Origin of the sequence: Coleofasciculus sp. G1-WW12-02 (assembly GCF_040219735.1) — a bacterium.
Taxonomy (GTDB): Bacteria; Cyanobacteriota; Cyanobacteriia; order Cyanobacteriales; family Coleofasciculaceae; genus Coleofasciculus.
The window spans coordinates 55892-77383 of the sequence record NZ_JAVJRX010000178.1; the positions used below are offsets into that span (position 1 = coordinate 55892).

Consider the following 21492-nt stretch of genomic DNA (forward strand, 5'->3'; position numbering starts at 1 on the left):
TATGAACTGGTGGCAAAAACTGAAAAAGAACCCCCTAGCTCGGTTTGGCGCGATCGTGCTATTGATTTTCTACATTGCCGTGATTGCGGCTGATTTTGTAGCCCCTTATGACCCTTATGTCTCCCAACCGAATGGTTCCCTGTTGCCACCAACCCAAGTCTATTGGCGCACTCCTGAGGGCAGGTTTATTGGTCTACACGTCTATCCAACCACCCAAGGACCAACGGATTTAGAGACAGGGGAACGAGAACTCATTGTGGATTGGCAAAATCCATCCCCCATCCGCTTATTTGTTCAAGGTTCGGCTTACCAGTTTCTCCAACTTCGTTTCCCCTTACCCCCCAACTTTGAAGAGGTGGAGATCTTTGGCGGAATTCCGATGAATTTGCACTTATTCGGTACGATTGGTGAAGGTAAACTGAATCTATTAGGTACTGATGAGCAAGGTCGCGATCAATTTAGTCGTTTGGTGCATGGAGGGCGCATTAGTCTCAGTATCGGTTTAGTGGGAATTGCGATCTCTTTTCCTCTGGGTTTAATCGTTGGTGGAATTTCTGGCTATTTCGGGGGGTGGCTCGATGGCATTCTTATGCGCCTAGTTGAAGTTATGATGACGATTCCCACCCTATACCTACTCGTGGCGCTGGCTTCCGTGTTACCACCAGGACTAACCAGCGCCCAACGATTTTTATTAATTGTTTTGATTACGTCGTTTATTGGCTGGGCTGGATTAGCACGGGTGATTCGCGGACAGGTTTTGTCGATTAAAGAACGAGAATTTGTCCAAGCCTCCCAAGCCATGGGGGCTAAGCCGCTATACATTATTGTGCGTCATGTTCTGCCCCAAACAGCGACTTATGTGATTATCTCGGCGACTCTGGCTGTACCTAGTTTTATTGTGGCGGAGTCGGTGCTAAGTTTAATCGGTCTGGGAATTCAGCAACCTGACCCCTCTTGGGGAAATTTGCTGTCTTTGGCAACCAATGCTTCGATTTTGGTGCTACAACCCTGGTTAATTTGGCCCCCCGCCGTACTGATTATTTTGACGGTTTTAGCCTTTAACTTGCTGGGGGATGGTCTACGGGATGCCCTTGATCCTCGGAGTCTGCAGCGCTAGGGGGAGGGTTTCCATTAGATGGTATTTGTGCCGAGGTTCGGCGTGGGGCAGTTTTTTGGGCAAAGTCTTTGCCTTCCGTGAGCAGATAGTCGAGAAATGTGCGAGCGACAATGGAGAGTTGTTTGCCGTTTGGGTAAACGGCATACCAGTATCGTTCAATTGGGAATTCTTCGACATCTAAAATCGTCAGTTCATTGCAGATGCCTTCTAATGCTAAGGTGTGACGGGATAAAACCGAAATACCCAACCCTCCCGCGATCGCTTGTTTAATCGCTTCGTTGCTGCCCAAGTCAAGCTGCACTTTTAGGGTAATATCACGGGCATCGAAGAGTTCTTGCACCGCCTTGCGCGTTCCTGACCCCGGTTCTCTCATAATAAAGGGTTCATCCCCCAAGCGCTCCAGGGGAATATTGGTTTCATTGGCTAAGGGATGATCCGCAGGCGCAATCACGACCAGGGGATTTTCCATGATGGCTTCGTAGGTAATATCCAGATAGTCTGGTAGTTGACTCATGACATACAAGTCATCAGCATTGTCATTTAGACGACCAATGATGTGTTCGTGATTGGTCACCTGTAGCGACACATCGATTCCTGGATAACGCCGACAAAATGGACCGAGTAACCGGGGAATAAAATATTTGGCTGTTGTGATCACAGCAACCCGCAAACGTCCCTGTTTCAACCCTTGCAGGTCAGCGACTGTCATCTCAAATTTTTCTAAATTCTCAAATATGGCACGGCAGGTCTTGACGAGTTCCTCTCCGGCTTGGGTAAGATAGAGACGTTTGCCTACTTGGTCAAATAAGGAAACACCAACTGCTCGGGTAAGCTGTTTCACCTGCATTGACACGGTGGGTTGGGTGAGAAATAGTTCTTCGGCAGCACGAGTAAAGCTATTATGTCGAGCAACGGCTTCAAATACTTTGAGCTGATGCAGCGTGGCTTGCTTCAACGATAACTCCTCCTTAGGCGAATAATGCATAGATTATAGTCTATGATTTATATTAAAACAATGTATTTTTACCTATGGTAACTCTGGGTTAAGATTTCAAATAACACCAAACAAGTGACAGTCTTCCTTCCATCTCGCGTTGCCCCCTAACCCAGTTGTATGTTCAGGAATAAGCGGTTTGGTTTTAGCCTGTACCCTACAGGAAGCTTAATCCTGTCATCGTTGGCATTGGGTGCAACGCTTTTTTTATCGGTCAAACATCACAAGTCAAGTTCTTTAGTCGGCGCGGGCAATTTATTTAAATCAGGGAGTTCGACTAATTCTTTCTGTGTTTCTTTGACCTCGACAGGCAATCTTAGAGGTTCGGGCGTCTGTTCCTCTTCAATGAAGTAACTTGCCAAGGGTAGGGCTTGTTCGAGATCCTCTAGGGGTCGAGTAATCACGGTAACAGCAACCAGTTCCCCAATCCGTTGTGCTTCTGCCATCCCCACTTGCAGCGCCATGGCGACTTCCGCCACCCGACCCCGGATAATAACAGTACATAAGCCCGCGCCAATGGTTTCGTATCCCGTCAGTTCTACATTTGCTGATTTGAGCATAGCATCCGCTGCACCAACGATCGCGGGAAAGCCTCGGGTTTCTAAAAGTCCCAGAGCTTGGGAACTATGGCGCGATCGCGTCGGCTGTTGCGCCTCTTCCAACAAATGAGAGCCAAGGGGTAAGACAACCTCTAAGTTCGGAAATGGTCGAGGAATCACCAGAGAGGACAGTAACCGACCTTCTCGTTTAGCATGTTCAACCCCAGCTTGCACCGCAATCCGCACTTCTGCTGTAGCGCCGCGCACAATTGCTGTACAATGACCACTGCCAATTTTCTCAAATCCTACCAACGTCACTCCAGACGCCTTGAGCATCGCATCAGCCGTACTCACAATCACAGGGAAACTGAGCGTAGACACCAAACCCAAAGAGGAGTTACGAAAGCGATTACGTTGAGTAGAGGGGGCGTGGGGGACAATCCCAGGGTTGTATGACTCCATAGCTCGGCTCTCCATTTCGTTGTTGGCTGTTAAGTGTTGCCTCTCATCCAGTCTAAGAAACCCAACACCTTAACCCTAACAACTTATCGGTATGACCCATCTGTGCGCTGATCTTAAACTACAAAGACGTGCAAATTATTGATGGTAGGGAAATAGAGTTTTGAGAATCCGGTCTACACTCCCTTGTCCGTAGACTGACTTTTCCTCCTGGAAGTTGGCAGATTCAGGTTTCTCCTCCGTCGTGGACTCACTAGATGCTATCTGTGAATCAACGGGCGGCTTGACCTCCTGCTGTTTAGGAGGAGATGGAGGAGATGGGATCACCGCTTCTGGAGGATTGGGGCTAACCGGAGGAGTCGCACTTAAGGATACATCAGCAACTTGACGCCCTGAATCGCCAATGACAGACGCTGCGGGAACAACTTGTAATCGCTCAATCGAAGCATTCCAAATCGTAGTCAATGGACCGACACAGGCATTTGCCCCAATTTTACCCTGACCCACGACCAACACACCAGCACCCAGACTGGCTCCGGTTTCTACCTCTAAGGTTCCTTGGTAAGCGTGAATAACTGAACCAGCCCCAATACAAACACCCGCCCCGATAATAATTTTACTCTCAGGATTAGCCCGTAAAATTACTCCCGATGAGATCACAGCACTCGGATCAATAGTTACATCACCTTGAACATAGACATGAGAGTTACTGCTCAATGTTAGTGGCAGGGGCAAATGCATTTTATATTTATAGACATTATAAACGTGAAGATAATCAAGTCAATAGAATCAGAAGTTTCTCGATTGTGAAACAGGCAATTTCGGATTACCTCTCCTGCCAAAGAAAGGGATTGAGGATTAAAGATTGTCAATTTATAATTGAACAATTCCGGAGAAAGAATCCCTAGGAAATCTTACCCTATCTCAAATCCCCAATCAAAAATAACCCTTTCTCGGCAAGCGGACTTCTAACAGTTACTGAGGTAATGGTTGCTCACTCTGGCTTTTGAATCAGGGTTTCCAAAACACGCCGCTTGGCTTTTGGATCAATGCCAATCAGACGTACATATTCTCCACTATGTTCAGCCATACAGCCTTCTAACCCCTCAATCACCTCAGAAACCTGATTGGATTCGATAGGAGAACAGCTTTGCCAGGAACTGGTGCGGAAGCGACGCTTGTCAGCGTGTTCGGTACCAATTTTGTAGCCCTGAGCTAACAAACCCCGGACTTGATCAATCGCCTCTCGGCTCAAAGAGGTGTCTCCTAGTGATACAGAATCCGGTTTTGCGGGTGCGGATACCGGAGTGCTGGTGCTGGCGCGGCGACCATTGGAGGATACCGATGTCCCTGTTGTCAAGGCTTTACTATCAGGTCGTTGAATAATTTCTTGCATCACCCGTCGTTTCGCATTGGGGTCAATCCCAATCAAGCGCACGTACTCACCCTCATGTTCGGCTAAGCACTCGGTAATCGCCGCCATCACCTCCGATTTCCGAGTCGATTGAATCGACATCGCGCTTTTCCAGGAACTGGTGCGGAAGCGCCGCTCATCGGCATATTCTAAGCCAATCCCATAACCTTGAGCGACCAGTCCCGCCACCGTTTGCTGAAGATCAGACTCTAATTGGGGTTGTGAACTGGAAACTTGACGGTTTTTGCTCGCCGCAGGTTGACTATAACGATAACTCGAAGACGCTTTAGAGGGGGTGGACTTGGATGGTTGATCACCTGGTCTTTGGATAATTTCTTCCATCACCCGCCGTTTGACTTTCGGGTCAATCCCAATCAGGCGCACGTACTCACCCTCATGTTCGGCTAAGCAATCGCTCAGAGCATCGAGTACCTCTGATTCTCGATCTGAGTGAATCGCGATCGCACTTTTCCAGGAACTCGTCCGAAAGCGCCGCTCATCTGCATATTCGGCACCAATCCGATATCCTTGAGCTAACAGTTGACGAATTTGTTTTTGAAGGTCTGAACTTATGGCTGTATAGGAAGGCATGGAACTATAAGAATAATTTGAAGAACGACGAGAAGATTGATTTCCATTTTCGGTATCCGACTCAGACGGCTGAACCCTCTCATTGCGGATTGGCGCAATACAAGCTTCATCCTCTGCACACTGATACCCCGATCGCAATGCCTCATTACATGCGATAAGATGGTGAGCAAACGTGAGATCCTCCTGTTGGACATCGGGCAGTCGATCCGCTTGCTGCTGGTTATTAATCACTGCTCCAGAAGGTACATATTTCCCCGGCGGAATTTCCACATCTTGCACCAAGGCATGCATCATAACGATACAGCCATGACCGACGCGAGCATTAAACACGGTGGAGCGAAAGCCAATAAAGCAATCATCTCCAATGAAAGCTGGACCATGAATTAGGCATAGATGAGTGATAGAGGTATTCTTGCCAATCCAGACCGAGTAGGATTTTTGGTCATCTCCCATCACTCGCCCATCTTCTAAGCCATGAATCACCACTCCATCTTGAATATTCGAGCCAGCGGCAATGTAAAATGGTCCACCTTCGTCTGCTCGAATGGAAGTCCCCGGAGAAATCAGGACATTTTCGGCGATTTTGACATCTCCGATAATGTTAGAAAACGAATGGACGTAGGCACTTTCGTGAATTTGGGGTTCCGCCAAACTTTTTGACCAAGGGGTCGGGGGTGCCGCGTAGCTACGAACTACCATGATAATATTTTCCTGCCTTTGACAACGTATATCAACGTTTTGTTTTCTGGGATTGAACCAAGAGCATTTCATCCAAATTGCTCATCCAAATCCCTTGGATGTCTGCCCAAATGGGAAGATAAAGATCGTAGAATACTTATTGGGTTTCCCCGCCAAATCAGGGTTTGGGTCCTCTGTTTGGCGGTTAGTAATCTTAGACCGACAAGTGAGTCCGACTCAGAGCTTGCTCGTAATTGGTGTTAACGATTTCGGATTACCTTCTCACCCCACACTATCGATATTGATCTTTCTTACTGTAGAGAATGTGATTATCTACACTAACCGTGTCGATAATCCCCACTACCATAGCATCAATAGGACGCTTATCACTTTCACCCACCTGACGTGCTGCGCTGCCACAACTCACCAAAACCCACTCATCCGTACCCGCACCGACGATATCTGCTGCCACTTCGTAGTTGGGTAGAGGTTTACCCTCCTCGTCTATAAACTGTACTAAGAGAAATTTTACACCTCTTAGGCTAGGTTCTTTACAAGAGCTGACCACTGTACCCCGCACTCTGGCAATTTGCATTTATCCTCCACTGCTGGGATTTTGGATAGTTGGATTTTGGCAGATTGAGTTTCGGCCCTCAAGGGAGATAGTCTTGCGGCTCCCCCAATTCCCAATCAGCCTTTCCCATTCTTTATACTTAAGGATAATTAAGGACGGTTAAGCGGACGGATAGCATTGGTGCTTTCCCGGAACTGTTCCACGTCTTCAGTGTACCGAATCGGCAGCACGTACTCTAGGTTTTCATGGGGACGGGCGATAATGTGAGTGGATAGAACCTGACCCCCATTGACGCGCTTGACGTTCTCTACACCAGCGGCGACGGAGGCTTGGACTTCCGACACATCGCCCCGAACGATAACCGTTACCCGACCACTACCAATTTTTTCGTACCCGACTAAGGTGACGCGGGCGGCTTTTACCATGGCGTCAGCGGCTTCGACGACAGCCGGAAAGCCAAGGGTTTCTACCATTCCAACGGCGATTGACATAAACGTTTCTCCAAAATCTAGGGGTTTGTCTGTTTTGACGCCTAAGCAGCGCCAGGATTTAGCCCAATCTAAGCGTAGAGGTATCGCTAATAGGCTCGGAATTGTTCCACGGCTTCGCTATATCGAATCGGTAGGACATATTCCAAGTTTTCGTGGGGACGGGCAATGATGTGGGTTGATACGACTTCACCCCCATTGACCCGATTAGCCGCTTCTACGCCAGCGGCGACGGAGGCTTGGACTTCTGAGACATCGCCCCGAACAATCACCGTGACCCGCGCACTGCCAATTTTTTCATACCCGACTAAGGTGACACGGGCGGCTTTCACCATGGCATCAGCGGCTTCGACGACAGCCGGAAAGCCTTTTGTCTCAATCATTCCTACAGCAATTGGCACGTTGATTTTCTCCTTGCAACTACGTTGACGATGAGTCAGCCCATCCCGGTTGGGCAAAAATTTGGACGGGAATGCCGAATTCTAGCCATAAATTACTAGCCAAAATCAAGCATAGAGAAGCTTGGCACAATTGACAATATAAATTATTATGATAATTCTTAATCAAACTGTTTAATAAAACTTAACGTTATCGCGATAATAATCGAGAGGTTAGGCAAAATTCTCAGCTTTTGCCAAAAGTTGGCTTTGTTTTATAATTTTTTGATAATCTTTCTATAAGTTGAATGATTTATTTCCAGGCGTCGTGGTAATCACCTCATCTCAAGCTGGGGCAACGGGTTAGGACAGAAGAACCGAAGCAGGGAGAGAAGGTCAAGCGTCTCTAGTATAAGCTCAGTTTATCACTTTGATTAAGCTGACTTTTAAATAGAGGGACTCAAACGGTGAGCACGAGAAGAGAATCCCCCTGTTAATAAGCAAAATTCTGTATCTATATGATCAACCAACGAGGTATGCAAGCGGGATGACAGAGTTTCTGAATCAGACAATTTGGTTAGTACCATTTTACGGGTTAATTGGCGCAATTTTAACCCTACCTTGGGCAACAGGTGTGATTCGTCGCACAGGTCCCCGTCCGGCTGCCTATTTTAACATATTAATGACGATTGTTACCTGTATTCACGGCGGAGTGATTTTTCGGTCTGCCGTAAATCAGCCGATGGTGAACGAGTTTGTGTTCGACTGGCTACAAGTCGGCGGCGTCAATTTCTCCTTCGCCCTAGAAGTGTCTCCCGTGAGTACAGGCGCCGTAGAGGTGGTTACCAGCCTCAGCCTATTGGCGCAGCTGTATGCCCTAGGCTACTTGGAAAAAGACTGGGCATTAGCTCGCTTTTTTGCCTTAATGGGATTCTTTGAAGGGGCGATGAGTGGGATTGCGTTGAGTAATTCCTTACTTTTAAGCTACGCCCTGTTGGAAACGCTCACCCTCTCCACCTATTTACTCGTCGGCTTTTGGTATGCTCAACCCTTAGTGGTTACCGCTGCACGAGATGCCTTTCTCACTAAACGGGTGGGAGACATGTTGCTGTTAATGGGGGTGGTGACACTGGCAAGCCTCGCCGGTAGCTTAGACTTTAATAACCTATATGATTGGGCAGGAACCGCAACCCTCTCCCCCGTCTTCGCCACGTTACTGGGACTTGCCTTAATCGCTGGCCCTTTGGGGAAATGCGCTCAATTTCCCCTGCATTTGTGGTTAGATGAAGCAATGGAAGGACCAAACCCCGCCTCCGTCTTGCGGAATTCGTTGGTTGTCTGCTGTGGGGCTTATGTGTTGATTAAACTGCTGCCGATTTTAGCCCTATCCCCCGTCACCTTATCCGTGTTAGTGGTGATTGGCACAGTGACGGCAATTGGTGCATCCTTAGTCGCTATTGCCCAAGTTGATATTAAGCGATCGCTCTCCCATACCACCAGCGCCTATTTAGGGTTGGTGTTTATCGCCGTCGGAACCGGACGCGCTGATATTGCAGCGGCGTTACTCCTCGCCCACGCCTTTGCCAAAGCCCTATTATTTATGAGTACCGGTTCGATTATTCTCACCACCAGTAACCAAAATCTCACCGAGATGGGCGGCTTGTGGTCACGGATGCCCGCGACAACCACTGCCTTTGTCGTCGGAACGGCGGGGATGATTGGGCTATTGCCCCTAGGGGGGTATTGGGCATTAAGTAAAGGCATCAACTCCCTGTGGACTGATTCACCCGGATTAGTCGCCACCTTTATCGTGGTGAATGGAATTACCGCCTTAGGACTAACCCGCGTCTTTCGCTTAATATTCTTAGGCACTCCCCAACCAAAAACCCGCCGCACTCCTGAAGTCGCCTGGCCCATGGCGTTTCCGATGGTGGGGTTAACTCTGATTACTCTGATTATGCCTTTGTTGCTGCAACAATTAAACTTGTTACCCCCTGATAAGTATGAGTACCTGGTTAAAGTACCCCAACTATTATTATTGGGTTCCAGCGTAGTCGGTTGTGCGATCGGGGGTTTAATTGATCTGCCCAGAACTGGACTAAGATCTATTAGCTTACCCGTGAGATTTTTGCAAGACCTTTTAGCCTACGATTTTTATGTCGATCGACTCTACAACTTGACAGTCGTGTTTGCCGTTGACCTATTTTCTAAACTGACCGCTTGGATTGATCGTCATATTGTCGATGGTGCGGTGAATTTAGTTGGTCTGGCTACTGTGGTTGGGGGTCAATCATTGAAATATAGTGTTTCGGGGAAATCCCAGTTTTACCTGTTAACGATTCTCATCGGCGTCAGCGTATTAGCAGTGTTAATGAGTTGGCCCCTCAGTCAGTGGGACTGGGAACGGTGGTTGTTTCTGAATGGGCAATAAAAATGTTGTCGGTTGTAGGGGTGGGTTTAACTATTTATGACTTAACCCAAGTGTGGCTAAACCTGATCTGATTGATTTGTTGGTATCAAAAGTTATATTTTTTTAACGCAGAGGTACGCAGAGGTTAACGCAGAGGTACGCAGAGGATCATGACCAATGAAAATGATTTGGTTTGCTTCTCAAGGGAAGCGAGTATGACGAATGACATAAGACAACTGACCAAATTATGCTAAGTATCTTAATTTTAGTGCCGCTATTAACAGCCCTAGTCGTAGGATTTTTGCCCGCTAGACTGATGGCAAAAGGGGCGCGTCAAGTTACACTCATCGTTGCTAGTGGTCTATTTATTTGGTCACTGGTGCTACTCGCGCAGTTTAATCCGGGTGAGATGAATCTTCAGTTTCAAGAGAATTGGTCTTGGATTGAGTCGATTGGGTTAACCTACAGTTTAGGCATCGATGGGTTGTCGATGCCCTTGCTGGTGTTGAATGGTTTACTCACCGCGATGGCGGTTTACTGTACCGATGAGGATTTAGAACGCCCTCGATTTTATTACACGCTAATTCTGTTATTAAATGCTGGGGTAGCGGGGGCATTTTTGGCACAAGATTTGTTGCTGTTTTTCCTGTTCTATGAATTGGAATTAATTCCATTATATTTGTTAATTGCCATCTGGGGCGGAAAACGGCGCGGCTATGCAGCAACCAAGTTTCTCTTATATACAGCAGCGTCTGGGGCGCTGGTTTTGGCTGTCTTTTTAGGCTTGGTCTTTTTGAGTGGGGCAAATACCTTTGCCTACAGTAATGTGCAAAACTTAGCTTCATTATTGCCTGTAGGTCGTCAATTGCTGTTATTAGGCGGAATTCTGATCGCCTTTGGGATTAAAATTCCTTTGGTTCCCTTTCATACCTGGTTACCTGATGCCCACGTTGAAGCATCTACGCCGATTTCCATGCTGTTGGCGGGGGTGTTGCTGAAGTTAGGTACTTATGGATTATTGCGCTTTGGTTTAGGATTATTTCCAGAAGCTTGGACAGTCGTCGCCCCCTGGTTAGCGACGTGGGCGGTTGTCAGTGTGCTTTATGGGGCGTTTAATGCGATCGCGCAACGGGATATGAAGAAGATGGTGGCGTTTAGTTCAGTCGCGCACATGGGTTATATTCTACTGGCAGCCGCCGCAGGGACATCAATTTCGCTGGTGGCGGCGGTGATGCAAATGGTGAGTCATGGGTTAATCTCGGCGTTATTGTTTTTCCTGGTGGGGGTGGTTTATAAGAAGACGGGTTCGCGGGATTTAGATGTTCTCAATGGACTATTGAATCGGGAACGGGGATTACCCTTGATTGGTAGCTTCATGGTATTAGCGGTGATGGCGAGTGCGGGAATTCCGGGAATGGTAGGATTTATTTCAGAATTTCTGGTATTTCGGGGTAGTTTTCCAGCGTTTCCGGTGCAAACCCTTCTGTGTATGATTGGGACAGTCTTAACCGCAGTGTATTTCTTAATTTTGCTGGATCGCACCTTTTTTGGTCGTCTCTCGGCGCAGGTGATTGATTTACCCCGTGTTTATTGGAGTGAACGGATACCGGCGATTGTCTTAGCGGTGTTGATTGTAATTTTTGGCATTCAACCGGGATGGTTAGTGCGGTTGAGTGAAACAACCACAGCGACGATGGTGACGAATTCACCAACAATGGCTTTAGGCGTCGAGGTGAGTCGATAATAATTGGGTCAGTTGTCTTATGTCATTCGTCATTCTAACGGATCAGTCGGGGCGGGTTTAGTTACATCTGGGTTAAGTCAGAAATGATAAGAGTCAAACCCGTCCCTACACACTCAAAAGTAATTGCTATGGTTATTAGTCAAAAGAAACCTACAAATCATCCCCTAGAACCTTACATTAAACGCCTGAACTCAGGTCAAGCACTGCTAGTAGATTCACCGGAGAATGTGCTAGAGGTTGTGGGTATTTTACATAGTTATGGTATTGTCCTAGATGCCTATTCCCGCAATCTAATTTATATTTCTGAGAATCAGTTTTTAGTCTTTTTTCCCTTTTTTAAATACTTCAACGGTGACGTTTCTTTCCAGAAGCTATTGCAGCACTGGTGGCATGATCGGATTAATTTTGAATATGCGGAATACTGTATGAAAGCTATGTTTTGGCATGGGGGTGGAAAATTAGATGCTTATTTAGATACGCCAGAATTTGAACAACACTGTGCCGCTGCGATTCAGGCAAAGTTTCAGCGGAATCCTTTTGTTCAAGGGATAAATGAATTATTTCCCGATTTTCTCACCGAACAAGTGCGTCAGATGGCATATTACAGTGGCTTGGGGCAATTCTGGCGGGTGATGAGTGATATGTTTATGGAGTTATCTAATCGCTATGACAATGGGGAAATTAAGACAATTCCGCAAGTTGTCGAACATATTTTAAATGGGTTAGTAGCGGCGGCGAATAAACCGATTACTTATGGCGTGAAAATTCGCGATCGCGAGTATGAGATAATTCCTAAATCCGCTGGGTTAACGTTTCTGATGGATACGGCGGTACCCTATGTGGAGGCGATTTTCTTCCGGGGAACACCGTTTTTGGGGACAGTTTCTTATAACGCCCAAGCCAATCAGATTCCGCCAGAGCAAGGTAAGTTTACCTATGGGGCATTATATGCCGATCCGTTACCGATTGGGGGGGCGGGGATTCCACCGACATTATTGATGCAAGATATGCGTCATTACTTACCCGACTATCTGCATCAAGTGTATCAGCGATCGCGTCGGGGAGAGGATGACTTGCGGGTGCAGATTTGCCAAACGTTTCAGAAGTCAATGTTTTGTGTCACAACGGCGGCAATTTTAGGTTTAGCGCCTCATCCCTTGGATACGGCGGAGCCTGAACAACAGGCAGAAAATCGGGCATATTTGGAAAATTGGATGGATCGATTTGTGACATCGCGGATCAATGATGTTAATCAGTGAGTTATTGGTTATTTGTCCTTCCTAGGAAATAATTCTTATCTATTATTATGACTCAAACTCTTCCAGCTAGAGAGATTACTCTCCATGAATTAGAAGCAAAATTTGGCATCCAGTTGGTTGAAGATGACCAATTCTTCCGAGAATGGCAGGACAATTTACCGGAAATTACTGACGCCGAGAAAGAAAGGTTGGACAGAGTAAAACTCAGTTATCAGAATTTAACGAAATACCCACCTCTGTTGGAAAACACCGTAAAAATGGTTGTTCTTTCTCCCTTGCTAGACTTAGCGGACTTCTACCTCCACCCCTTCCACATCAAATCCGAGAAGTCTGTGGCAATAGCGGAAGAAGATGAGGGAGTTATTGTCAGAGGAGAGATCGATGTATTGGCTTTATTAGAACAAGTTTGGCTAGTCGTCATTGAATCAAAAAAAGCAGCATTTTCTTTAGACGTTGGCAAACCACAACTTCTCGCTTATATGCTGTCAAATCCCGATCGGGAAAAACCTGCCTACGGACTAATTACGAATGGGAGTAGCTTCAGATTTATAAAATTAGTTAAAGGAGAAACAACTCGATACGCTGTATCTAAACTGTTTGATATTTTCAATCCAGGAAATGAACTGTATAGCGTCTTGAGTGTACTGAAGCGTTTAGGTCAATTAGCAATGAGTAACCAATGAGGTAGCTTTTTACCATAATGTCTGTACCAAGTCAAGAAAATGAATGTTTATACTAAACCTCTAAACAACCTGATTCAGCCAAGTAGGATAGGCACAAGACTGGTGATTTTGTAAGGATAATCCCTGATAAGTCTGACCTATTTCGCTAACACCCTGCTCAAATTCCTCCAAATTCATAGTGTCAACTTCAACAAGTGCCTCAAACGCAATTGTCCACCAATTCTCATTGTTAACTGTAAGCTGGGTTAATTCATAGGTAATCTCTTGGTAAAAACGTTGCGATCGCGCTTTCTTCACCCGCACCCATGATCCTTGCATCACGCCGCCTTTGGGCATTAGACTCTCAGACGTTGAGTCTTGACAACTCCACTTAATCCATTGTTCAATACTGCCTTCCCCGAAGCCACCAAATTGCCGCATACCCAATTCCGCCTTACGCCACTTAACCTCTAAACTGCCTTGCCGAAATTTAATATTCAGATAAGGACAATCGGGGATATAAAGATAGACATCCTCCCTCGTTTCTGGCAATCCTAATGTATCGCCTGGACAATCTGTGGCAAACCAATCGTTTACCTTTGTGGGGAGAATACCGCGATTGAACCAGCGTAGTTCTAACGTAATGAAGTCATTTGTCATTTTTTAGGGAACAGGGAATTAAAATTCAGCTCTAATCCTGCTGGTGGGCGAATTTATAAGCCCCGATAAACGATAGTGCGATCGCGAAGGCTAATAACACTGGGATAGAATACCAAGGAAACTGGGATAGAGGTAAATAAGCAGCCGCCCGTAATCCGGTACTGGCATAGCTGAGGGGTAACAAGTAAACGATAACTTTTAATGCCAAGGGTAATGTTCTCGGATCAAAAAAAGTTGCGCCCAAAAATGACATCGGTACAATCAAAAAATTGTTATAAAGTCCCACGGATTCTAAGGACTTGACATTCAATCCCACAAGTACTCCTAAACCAGAAAATACGGCACAATTTAGCAGTAACACCAGCAAAAATAAGGGATTGATAAAGCTGAAAACTTTACCTGTAAACAGAACCGCTACCACAATCACCGAACCGGATGTCATCAACCCACGCACGATTCCGGCTAGAATTTTACCCAAATACAGCGCTAACGGGTGTACAGGCATAAGTAGCGTTTCAGCAAACGTCTTGGTGTAAAGCCGTTCACCGCATATCGAAAAGGTTGTCCCACTGAAGCTAATCGTCATCGACGATAGGGCAATCATTCCCGGTAGGATAAACTCCAAATAGCTGTCACCCGCCGCCGATTCCATGGCTGAATTGAGGGTGCTACCCAATCCCAACCCAAATGCGATAATGTAAATCACTGGGGAGATGAGTCCAGCCGCCGCGACTTGCAGGATTCTCACCCGCAGCTTTAGCCACTCGCCCCAGAATACGGTGAGACTATCGGCGATGATGGTTTGCCATTGACTGCCTTTGAGAGTTTTGCTGAAGGGGAATGCGAGATTAGACTTCACAGTATCGATAGGATTAACATCTCTTCTTAATATTACTTCATAATTCTGGGCATCTGGCTGATGGTGTGAGGGAGATGGGGATAAAGCCATTCGAGTTCTCTCCCCTTGACAAGGAGAGGATGAGGAAGGGATGGTGCATAGAATGGATAGTGCGCTACAACGGTTATTCTTCCATAACCACCGGAAGAAAGCCTGATTAGTCATAACCTGAAACAAATTTTCCGGCTGATAGGAAATGTACCCGATCGCGTCCCTGAGCCAAACCCCAGAACCTTTGTGATGCAGAATCACTTATCCTTAGAATCAGAATAATCCAATGTCCTCCAACTAAAACCGATGAGTCTAGTCATACCGAATGACATCCTCCAAGCCTCCAAGATGACTGAGGATGAACTGAAGCTAGAGATTGCCATCATGCTGTACAAACAAGAAAAAATCAGCAGTGGCAAAGTCCGCGCCTGGACTGGACTGAGCGTAATTGAGTTCCAACACGAATTAGGGAAACGAGGACTTTGTATCAACTATGATGTAGAAGATTTTCAGTCAGATATTCAAACCTTGCAGTCAATGGGCTTACTATGATTGTTGTCAGTGATACCTCACCCATCACCAATCTGGCAGCAATTGGTCAGCTCGATTTATTGCGGCAACTCTATAAAACCATCATTATTCCGCAAGCTGTCTATAGCAATCCTATTTAGGGTCAGCGGACGAAGTTAACGAATGCGATTTGAGCGTTTTTGCATCCACCAAACTATTAGACCTACAGGAAGCGCTATGAGAACTCCCACGATTATGTGAAACAGCACGTCAAGGAAATTGTAGTAGGAAATATAAAGGGGAATGGCAGCTTCAGGGCTATCCGAGGGTTGATTTTTAGTGATGAGCATTTTTACAGGTTCAGAAGTGACTTGAGACGAGATACCACTAACGGCTAAACCTGTACTGACAACGGTAATGATCAGTTCTAAGCGTTGTTGTCGTTTTTGAGCCGCCGATTCCGTGGCGCGATCGCTCTCGGCTTGTTCGATGTCTACTCGTCCCTGGATAGCGGTTAGCGCTTTTTCTAGTAATCCGGTTCCGTGTTGGAAGTAGCCTAAATCTGATTGAATTTGTTCGGTGAAGAGGCGATAGTCTTCGTTGAAAAAGCGGGATAGGAAGCTGATATCTTCGGCTGGGGGTTGGCTTTGAATATCGTTGAGTTCTCGCCTGTAGTTTTGGGCGTTGGTGTCAATCGTGAGGCGGTAGCGGTCTAGTTCACTGATTGATTGAGAGTAGGATAAGTATTTTTGAGGGATATCTTTGAGGTATTCTTTGAATTGATTGAGTTCGTCTTGTGTGAGTTGTTTATCGACGGGCATTCCCTGGAATATTTTGTTGATATAGGGTTCGATGGCTTGATATTTTTGGCGAACTACATGATGAACTTGGCGGCTGAGTTGGTAAGCAGTGACAACTTTGTTTAAATAACAAAATAGATTAACGAAAGATGAATAGTGGGCGGTAAATTTGTCGTCGGTTTCGGTTTCACAGAAGACCCAAATTAGGATATGGCAGTAGTCTTTTTCTTGAGTGGGAACGCCGTATTCAAAAATGGGACTGCCGAATAGTTGACCTTCTCGATAAAACTCAGGGCAAAGATATTGATTCGGGATGAATTCTCTTAAGCAATTATCTGCCAGTTTCCTGAGTTCTTGGCGATTTTGCGGCGATTTCCAGGGCAACCACTGCTTTTCTTCGGTGTACCAAACGGTTAGGATTAGGGTTTGACCGAGGGAACTCCCGATTTCACTGGGCATTAAGCAGCCAGAAGGGTTGAGGAGTTCGAGTATGCTGAGGTCTAGGGGGTTGGTTTTCTTCTGATTTTCGTCAAATTCGGGACGGCGGAGGTTGAGGGCGAGGACGTAGGTATTGTGAATGCGGAGGGGTGTGGCAAGTCCAGCAATGGGTAGAGGTTTGCCATCTAGGAAGATTTTACTCTCAAAAGGGAGAGCTACATCATCATCGGTTTTATCTTTCAGCAGGTCAACTCTATATCCTGCTTGTTCTTCAATTGCGAGGGGTTTGGTAACGCCAAATCGTTGAGAGAGAAGGGTATTACATTTGTCCCAGAGTAGGTTTGGTGGCTGGCTGTCTTTCAGGTGAAAGGCAAATAAATGGACGTTGGGGGCATAGACTTTTCTAGCCATTGCTCTTGTCTGAGTCAGGTTTTTTTGACTCGGATTTGAGTTTGTCTTTAACCTGCTGGCTCAATTCTTGGAAGAAGTTGGTGGTGCGAGTGGATTGATTGGCTTGGGAGGGTTTGACTTTTTTAAGTTCGCGATCACCTTCCTCCAAGTTTTCGAGTTCATCACGAATATGAGGATGAGTGATGTAGAAATTATTCAGAGTTTCCTCAGCCTCATCGTCTGAAAGTGTTTGTATTTGGGATAGCGTATTATCCAAGTCTTGTAAGTCTTGGGTAGTAAATAGGTCAGATTTTGTTTCGAGTAGGGATGGTAAATAGGGAAGGAGATCGTCATCAATCATGAGTTATTGTCCGATAGCACAGAAAGCTGCCCAGTGGTAGGGAGAATGAAAAGGTTGTTCGTGAGAAGCGCGGCGGCTTAGTTTTTTCCGAATGGGTTTAGTTAAATTTTCGTCTAGGTTTAAGCTATTTGTCCATGTCTGTAGTTCGGCTGTCGTGGCATCTCGGAGCCAGGTTTGGGCTTGGTTGAGGGCAAGGGCGACGGTTGAGCCGGATTTGAGATTCTGATAGAACTTAATCATTAACAGGGCTGTCGATAAGTCGTTTACTCTCCAGAGGGAACTAACGACGCTGGGAGAACCTGCGATGAGGAAGCCACTGGGTAAGCCTATGTATTCGTCACTGGTGTTGAAGAAATCAATCAATCCGGTTTCGCAAGCTGAAAGGGTGACAAGGCGACATTGTTCTAAGTTGAGGCTGAGGATGGCATCGAGGGTGAGGCACTGGTTCAAGTCATGAGTTTCACCTTCGCGCACATTGAGATAACGTGCTGTATCTGGGTTAGCGGGTGTAGAAGCTAGGGAAGCATTGGCTAGGATAAGCGCAGATTTGCGGGCATTGCTTGGGTTAAAGTAGCCGTGACAGCTAAAGTGGGCGCAGTGGATTGCGTTCAAGTTTGTGTCATTGATGGCTGTTAATGTTGCGGTTTCTTTTTCGAGGATATTAACGGGGTTAAAGTAGTCTGTGATGGCTTGCACTTCCAAATCGGTATAGGCAAGGTCGTTTGTGGGGTTTTGGATGGCAAATAGGTGGGTAAAGTTGGGGCGTTTTCGTTGTTGTGCTTGGAGCAAGAGTTGACAACTGGGTGCGTAGCTGACACCGTTGGGGAAGCGATCGAGTAAGCAAACTGTTTTACCGTTTTGGGAGAAGGGCAAGGCTTGAATAGGAAGTAGATGCAGAAATGTATGGGGAATAAGAACCAGGCGCGAACAAGTCTTTGGTACTAGCGGGAGGATGTCCTCTAAATGCAGAATCTCGGCAAGACGACTGAGGCGAGAAGCGAGGCTATTTTCCCACTCATCTTTTGTCTGATAATACGCCTTTAGATACTCGTTAACCCAATCTACAACAGCATCCCTCTGCTCGGCTGCGTTGGCTATCTTCAAGCGTTGCAGACTATTGCGGGTGATAATAAATGTTTCAAAACCTGTATCGGTTATATACCACTCAACGACGGTGGTATGCTTATCCAAACTTGCCTGGAATTGGTCAAGCTTGAAGCCATAACCAATGCGTAGGTGACGGTTTTGTAAGTCGTTACCCTGTTGTCGTAATTGCTGTAGATGTTGTGCCAGGGCTGTTGAGTTTTCGGCTTTGCCATTCTGGAGTTGATATTGACCGCTTGCGATTTCATCTCGAAGTTGTTCGAGTTGAGTGACAACTTCTGAGGGAAAGATGGTTTTGAGGTCACGCTCAAGAATCAGTTCAACTAAGTTGCGGGTTTTACTCCGTTCAGCATACTCTATGGCTTCAGTGATGTTATCCAGTTCCAGACAAACCTCTACCATGCGACAGTAAAGTACGCTCCATTCTTCGGCTTGTTTGCGTTTGCTTTCATCGCCAGAAACAATTTCTCCTCGCAACAACTCCACGGTTTCAATGGCACGATTAAAGCTTGTGTAAGCTTCAATAAACTGTTGGACGTTTTGGTAAGCAATACCTAAATGGAATAATGTCTGAGCATGGTTTTTTGGGAAGGCATCTTGAGTGCGAACTTGTAGGGCAGCTTGATAAGCTTTGATCGCGTTGTCTAGATTTTGTTCTCGGTCACCCTGAATTCGCTTGCAGAAACTATTGCCAAGATTATTTTGGATTTCAGCCCATTGTTTAGGGAGCGTCTTTTGGCAACAACTGTGCAAGGCAGTTTGGTAAGCCATAAGTGAATCTTCTATATTCTGTTCTTGGTCACCGAAGATTCGTTCTTGGTATGCATTGCCTAAGTTATTGTAGACTCCAACCCAATCTTGGAGAAACGCTTCTTTTTCTTTGGTGTAGAATTGTAACGCAAATTTGTAGGCAACAATTGCTTTCTCTATGTTTTCTAACTGATCTCCTTTAATTCGCTTGCAGTAAGCATTGCCTAAATTAGTTTGAGCCATCGCCCATTGTTCTAGAAACGACTCCTTTTCCTTTGTGTACACCTGTAGTGCAGCTTGACAGGCATTGAGCGCGTCCTCTATATTTTCTACCCGATCCCCTACAATCCGCTCCCGATAGGCAACACCTAGGGTGTTTTGAGTTAGTGCCCAATCTTGAGCTTCAGGGTTCTGGACTTGTAGAGCCAATTTACAAGAAGCGATCGCGTCCTCTATATTCTGTGTTCGGTCGCCCAAAATCCTTTCGCAATAGGTAGCGCCCAGATTGCACCGAGTTGTAGCCCATTGCGCTGGAAATGAGTCGCGAGTAAAAATTTTGAGCGCTGCTTCGTATCCTGCAATGACAATTTCCAGATTTATTGCCTTGCTACCTAACGGAAACTTTGCAATCAAGTTGCTGAATTCACCAAGGCTAGCGGCAATATCTTGTGCTTCTCGAAAAGAAGCTCGTGATAGTGCAGTCTTCGCCCAACTTCGCAATAGTTGAGCAAAATTATCATCTAGCTTATCCAGATTTACTTGTAGCAAGGGATAAATGACATTCAAGTTACCTTTACTGTTGAAAGTTACTCGTAAAACTTTTTCTATGAACTTTAAATATGTTTGGCGGCTTATTCTCTTTGTACTAAATCCTTTACCCATGTTGACATGTTAACCTCTTTGGGGACATAAAGTTAATCGCACAGCCTCATCTTGGCAGCACATCATCAAGTTTAAACGCTAACCTAGGCAACATCGGTGAAACAATGGGTTCTCCCAGTCGATATTGCTGTTGAACATAGTCTTCACCGACTAACTGACAAACTGTAATAGTTGGCTGCTTGGGTCTGCCAATGAAAGCAACGCCGCCTAATCCTCGGTAATCAACAATCCAATACTCTGGAATACTCAACAAGGCATATTCTTCCACTTTACGAGCATAATCAGTTTCCCAATTTGTACTGACCACCTCAACAACCAACTTAATCGAAGTTCCCAACGTAATCACAGGTTCTCGCTCCCATAATGGCTCATTCACTAATGCTGTCTCATCTAAAACCACGACATCAGGACGACGCGCCGTCGCCGCATCTGTAAAAGGTCTAACAATACAAGTGCGTGGAATAAACCAGGGATGTCCTTGTTTTTCTAACTCAATACTAAGTTTACTGGCTAATTTTCCCACGACTGTTTCATGAAGTCCAGTGGGTTCCCTGTCAATTAATTCTCCATCCGCCAACTCATAGCGCGGATTGTTGCTATAGTGAGCGATAAATTTCTCAAAACTTAGAAGTTGAGATGAAGTATAAACCATACGTTAACCTCTGAGTATATTGACAACTTGTTATACCAAATCCAGGTTAACTACCCATTGTTCTCCACCGCAGCTTAGGGTTAAAATATCAGCTTCCAGTGATAACTTAATCAGGGCGGGTTTTGTTGTTAATTTATTTCTGAATAGCTGAATTTAATCCCTAAACCCGCCCCTACAATTTGGCTAAATTTGCCCCTACAATTGGGGATAAATCCTTTGGAACCATCTACTTTCATTCAGTCAATGTTTAGCCGGGAGTGGACAGTTCTCAAAGTGAGGATCGTCCCCAGCCAATGTAATAAAGTCCCTCGTAATCCTCAATACAGGAGCTACCATAACATTTAACCACAGGTTCGGCAACGCGCTGAAGTTCCTCCGGTAAGAAGGGGTAGGCAAGATTATAGCCAGTAGTACAAACCCTGTTCTATCAAAGGTTGAGAAATTGTAGGGGCGCACGCTCCGTGCATTGGTGTCAACTTAAGCTAAAAAAGAAAGCAATACCTTGATCTGACCCCACCCTAACCCTCCCCTTTATAAGGGGAGGGAACCGACAGGAAACATTTCCCCCCTTAGCAAGGGGGGATTAAGGGGGGTTATTTTCAAGGTAACGAGATTCAACATTTCACACGGAAAGCTTTTCGCTCTAATGATTTCCCTCTCGTCTCTTTTTTTGAGACAAAGGTGTTGTTATTTTACTTATTTTGTTATAACATTGTTACAAGTAATAAATACATTGAATATTACAGAAGG

At 45.8% G+C, this 21492-nt stretch carries 19 protein-coding genes and 2 pseudogenes; 7 read left to right on the forward strand and 14 right to left on the reverse strand.

What is annotated here, in order from left to right:
• Position 1: 1 nt before the first annotated feature.
• A complete protein-coding gene (locus tag RID09_RS27865; RefSeq protein ID WP_446339164.1) occupies positions 2-1117 on the forward strand; it encodes an ABC transporter permease in 1116 nt (371 codons plus the stop codon).
• Here the strand turns inward: RID09_RS27865 and RID09_RS27870 are convergent.
• The 7 genes from RID09_RS27870 to RID09_RS27900 all read right to left on the reverse strand — a co-directional run bounded on the left by RID09_RS27870 (position 1059) and on the right by RID09_RS27900 (position 7255).
• Positions 1059-2072, reverse strand: coding sequence for a LysR substrate-binding domain-containing protein (locus RID09_RS27870; RefSeq protein WP_446339184.1), 1014 nt, complete (start codon positions 2070-2072; stop codon positions 1059-1061). The genes RID09_RS27865 and RID09_RS27870 overlap by 59 nt on opposite strands.
• 260 nt (positions 2073-2332) lie before the next feature.
• Positions 2333-3112 carry a BMC domain-containing protein gene (locus RID09_RS27875; RefSeq protein ID WP_446339165.1) on the reverse strand — a complete coding sequence of 260 codons (780 nt, stop codon included), beginning with the start codon at positions 3110-3112 and terminating at the stop codon, positions 2333-2335.
• A gap of 135 nt (positions 3113-3247) precedes the next feature.
• Positions 3248-3850 (reverse strand): hypothetical protein, encoded by a 603-nt coding sequence (locus RID09_RS27880; protein ID WP_446339166.1) that lies wholly within the window; start codon positions 3848-3850, stop codon positions 3248-3250.
• Between the two features lie 253 nt (positions 3851-4103).
• Positions 4104-5813 carry a ribulose bisphosphate carboxylase small subunit gene (locus RID09_RS27885; RefSeq protein WP_446339167.1) on the reverse strand — a complete coding sequence of 570 codons (1710 nt, stop codon included), beginning with the start codon at positions 5811-5813 and terminating at the stop codon, positions 4104-4106.
• Between the two features lie 271 nt (positions 5814-6084).
• Positions 6085-6387 carry a EutN/CcmL family microcompartment protein gene (locus RID09_RS27890; protein WP_446339168.1) on the reverse strand — a complete coding sequence of 101 codons (303 nt, stop codon included), beginning with the start codon at positions 6385-6387 and terminating at the stop codon, positions 6085-6087.
• Between the two features lie 128 nt (positions 6388-6515).
• Entirely contained in the window at positions 6516-6857 is a 342-nt protein-coding gene (locus tag RID09_RS27895) for a carbon dioxide-concentrating mechanism protein CcmK (protein ID WP_446339169.1), read from the reverse strand.
• An 86-nt stretch (positions 6858-6943) separates the two neighbouring features.
• Positions 6944-7255 (reverse strand): carbon dioxide-concentrating mechanism protein CcmK, encoded by a 312-nt coding sequence (locus RID09_RS27900; RefSeq protein WP_446339170.1) that lies wholly within the window; start codon positions 7253-7255, stop codon positions 6944-6946.
• 523 nt (positions 7256-7778) lie between these two features.
• On the opposite strand from RID09_RS27900, the gene RID09_RS27905 reads away from it, so the two are divergent.
• The 4 genes from RID09_RS27905 (at position 7779) to RID09_RS27920 (ending at position 13327) form a co-directional block, all read left to right on the forward strand.
• The gene (locus RID09_RS27905) at positions 7779-9662 is read left to right on the forward strand and encodes an NAD(P)H-quinone oxidoreductase subunit F (protein ID WP_446339171.1); all 1884 of its coding nucleotides are present in this window, start codon (positions 7779-7781) and stop codon (positions 9660-9662) included.
• Positions 9663-9888: 226 nt separating this feature from the next.
• Positions 9889-11385: an NADH-quinone oxidoreductase subunit M gene (locus RID09_RS27910; RefSeq protein WP_446339172.1), complete on the forward strand. Its 1497-nt coding sequence runs from the start codon at positions 9889-9891 to the stop codon at positions 11383-11385.
• A 128-nt stretch (positions 11386-11513) separates the two neighbouring features.
• Positions 11514-12644, forward strand: coding sequence for a CO2 hydration protein (locus tag RID09_RS27915; protein ID WP_446339173.1), 1131 nt, complete (start codon positions 11514-11516; stop codon positions 12642-12644).
• Positions 12645-12691: 47 nt separating this feature from the next.
• Positions 12692-13327, forward strand: coding sequence for a type I restriction endonuclease (locus tag RID09_RS27920; RefSeq protein ID WP_446339174.1), 636 nt, complete (start codon positions 12692-12694; stop codon positions 13325-13327).
• Between the two features lie 60 nt (positions 13328-13387).
• Here the strand turns inward: RID09_RS27920 and RID09_RS27925 are convergent, their stop codons facing one another.
• Complete coding sequence (locus tag RID09_RS27925; protein WP_446339175.1) at positions 13388-13966, reverse strand: hypothetical protein; 579 nt, start codon at positions 13964-13966, stop codon at positions 13388-13390.
• 31 nt (positions 13967-13997) lie between these two features.
• A complete protein-coding gene (locus RID09_RS27930) occupies positions 13998-14915 on the reverse strand; it encodes an ABC transporter permease (RefSeq protein WP_446339176.1) in 918 nt (305 codons plus the stop codon).
• Positions 14916-15161: 246 nt separating this feature from the next.
• Here RID09_RS27930 and RID09_RS27935 point away from each other — a divergent pair, with 246 nt between their 5' ends.
• Positions 15162-15407: a UPF0175 family protein gene (locus tag RID09_RS27935; RefSeq protein ID WP_446339177.1), complete on the forward strand. Its 246-nt coding sequence runs from the start codon at positions 15162-15164 to the stop codon at positions 15405-15407.
• A pseudogene (locus RID09_RS27940) lies at positions 15404-15511 on the forward strand (DUF3368 domain-containing protein); the annotation flags it as partial. The gene RID09_RS27935 and the pseudogene RID09_RS27940, both read left to right, overlap by 4 nt.
• A 30-nt stretch (positions 15512-15541) precedes the next feature.
• Here RID09_RS27940 and RID09_RS27945 read toward each other — a convergent pair.
• The 5 genes and pseudogenes from RID09_RS27945 to RID09_RS27965 all read right to left on the reverse strand — a co-directional run.
• Entirely contained in the window at positions 15542-17014 is a 1473-nt protein-coding gene (locus RID09_RS27945) for a hypothetical protein (protein WP_446339178.1), read from the reverse strand.
• Positions 17007-17354, reverse strand: a complete 348-nt coding sequence (locus RID09_RS27950; RefSeq protein ID WP_446339179.1) for a hypothetical protein — start codon at positions 17352-17354, stop codon at positions 17007-17009. The genes RID09_RS27945 and RID09_RS27950 overlap by 8 nt, the downstream gene beginning before the upstream one ends.
• A gap of 3 nt (positions 17355-17357) precedes the next feature.
• Positions 17358-19976, reverse strand: coding sequence for a CHAT domain-containing protein (locus tag RID09_RS27955; protein WP_446339180.1), 2619 nt, complete (start codon positions 19974-19976; stop codon positions 17358-17360).
• A 160-nt stretch (positions 19977-20136) separates the two neighbouring features.
• Positions 20137-20742: a Uma2 family endonuclease gene (locus RID09_RS27960; RefSeq protein WP_446339181.1), complete on the reverse strand. Its 606-nt coding sequence runs from the start codon at positions 20740-20742 to the stop codon at positions 20137-20139.
• 277 nt (positions 20743-21019) lie between these two features.
• Positions 21020-21160: pseudogene (locus tag RID09_RS27965) on the reverse strand (flavin-containing monooxygenase); the annotation flags it as partial.
• Positions 21161-21492: the final 332 nt, after the last annotated feature.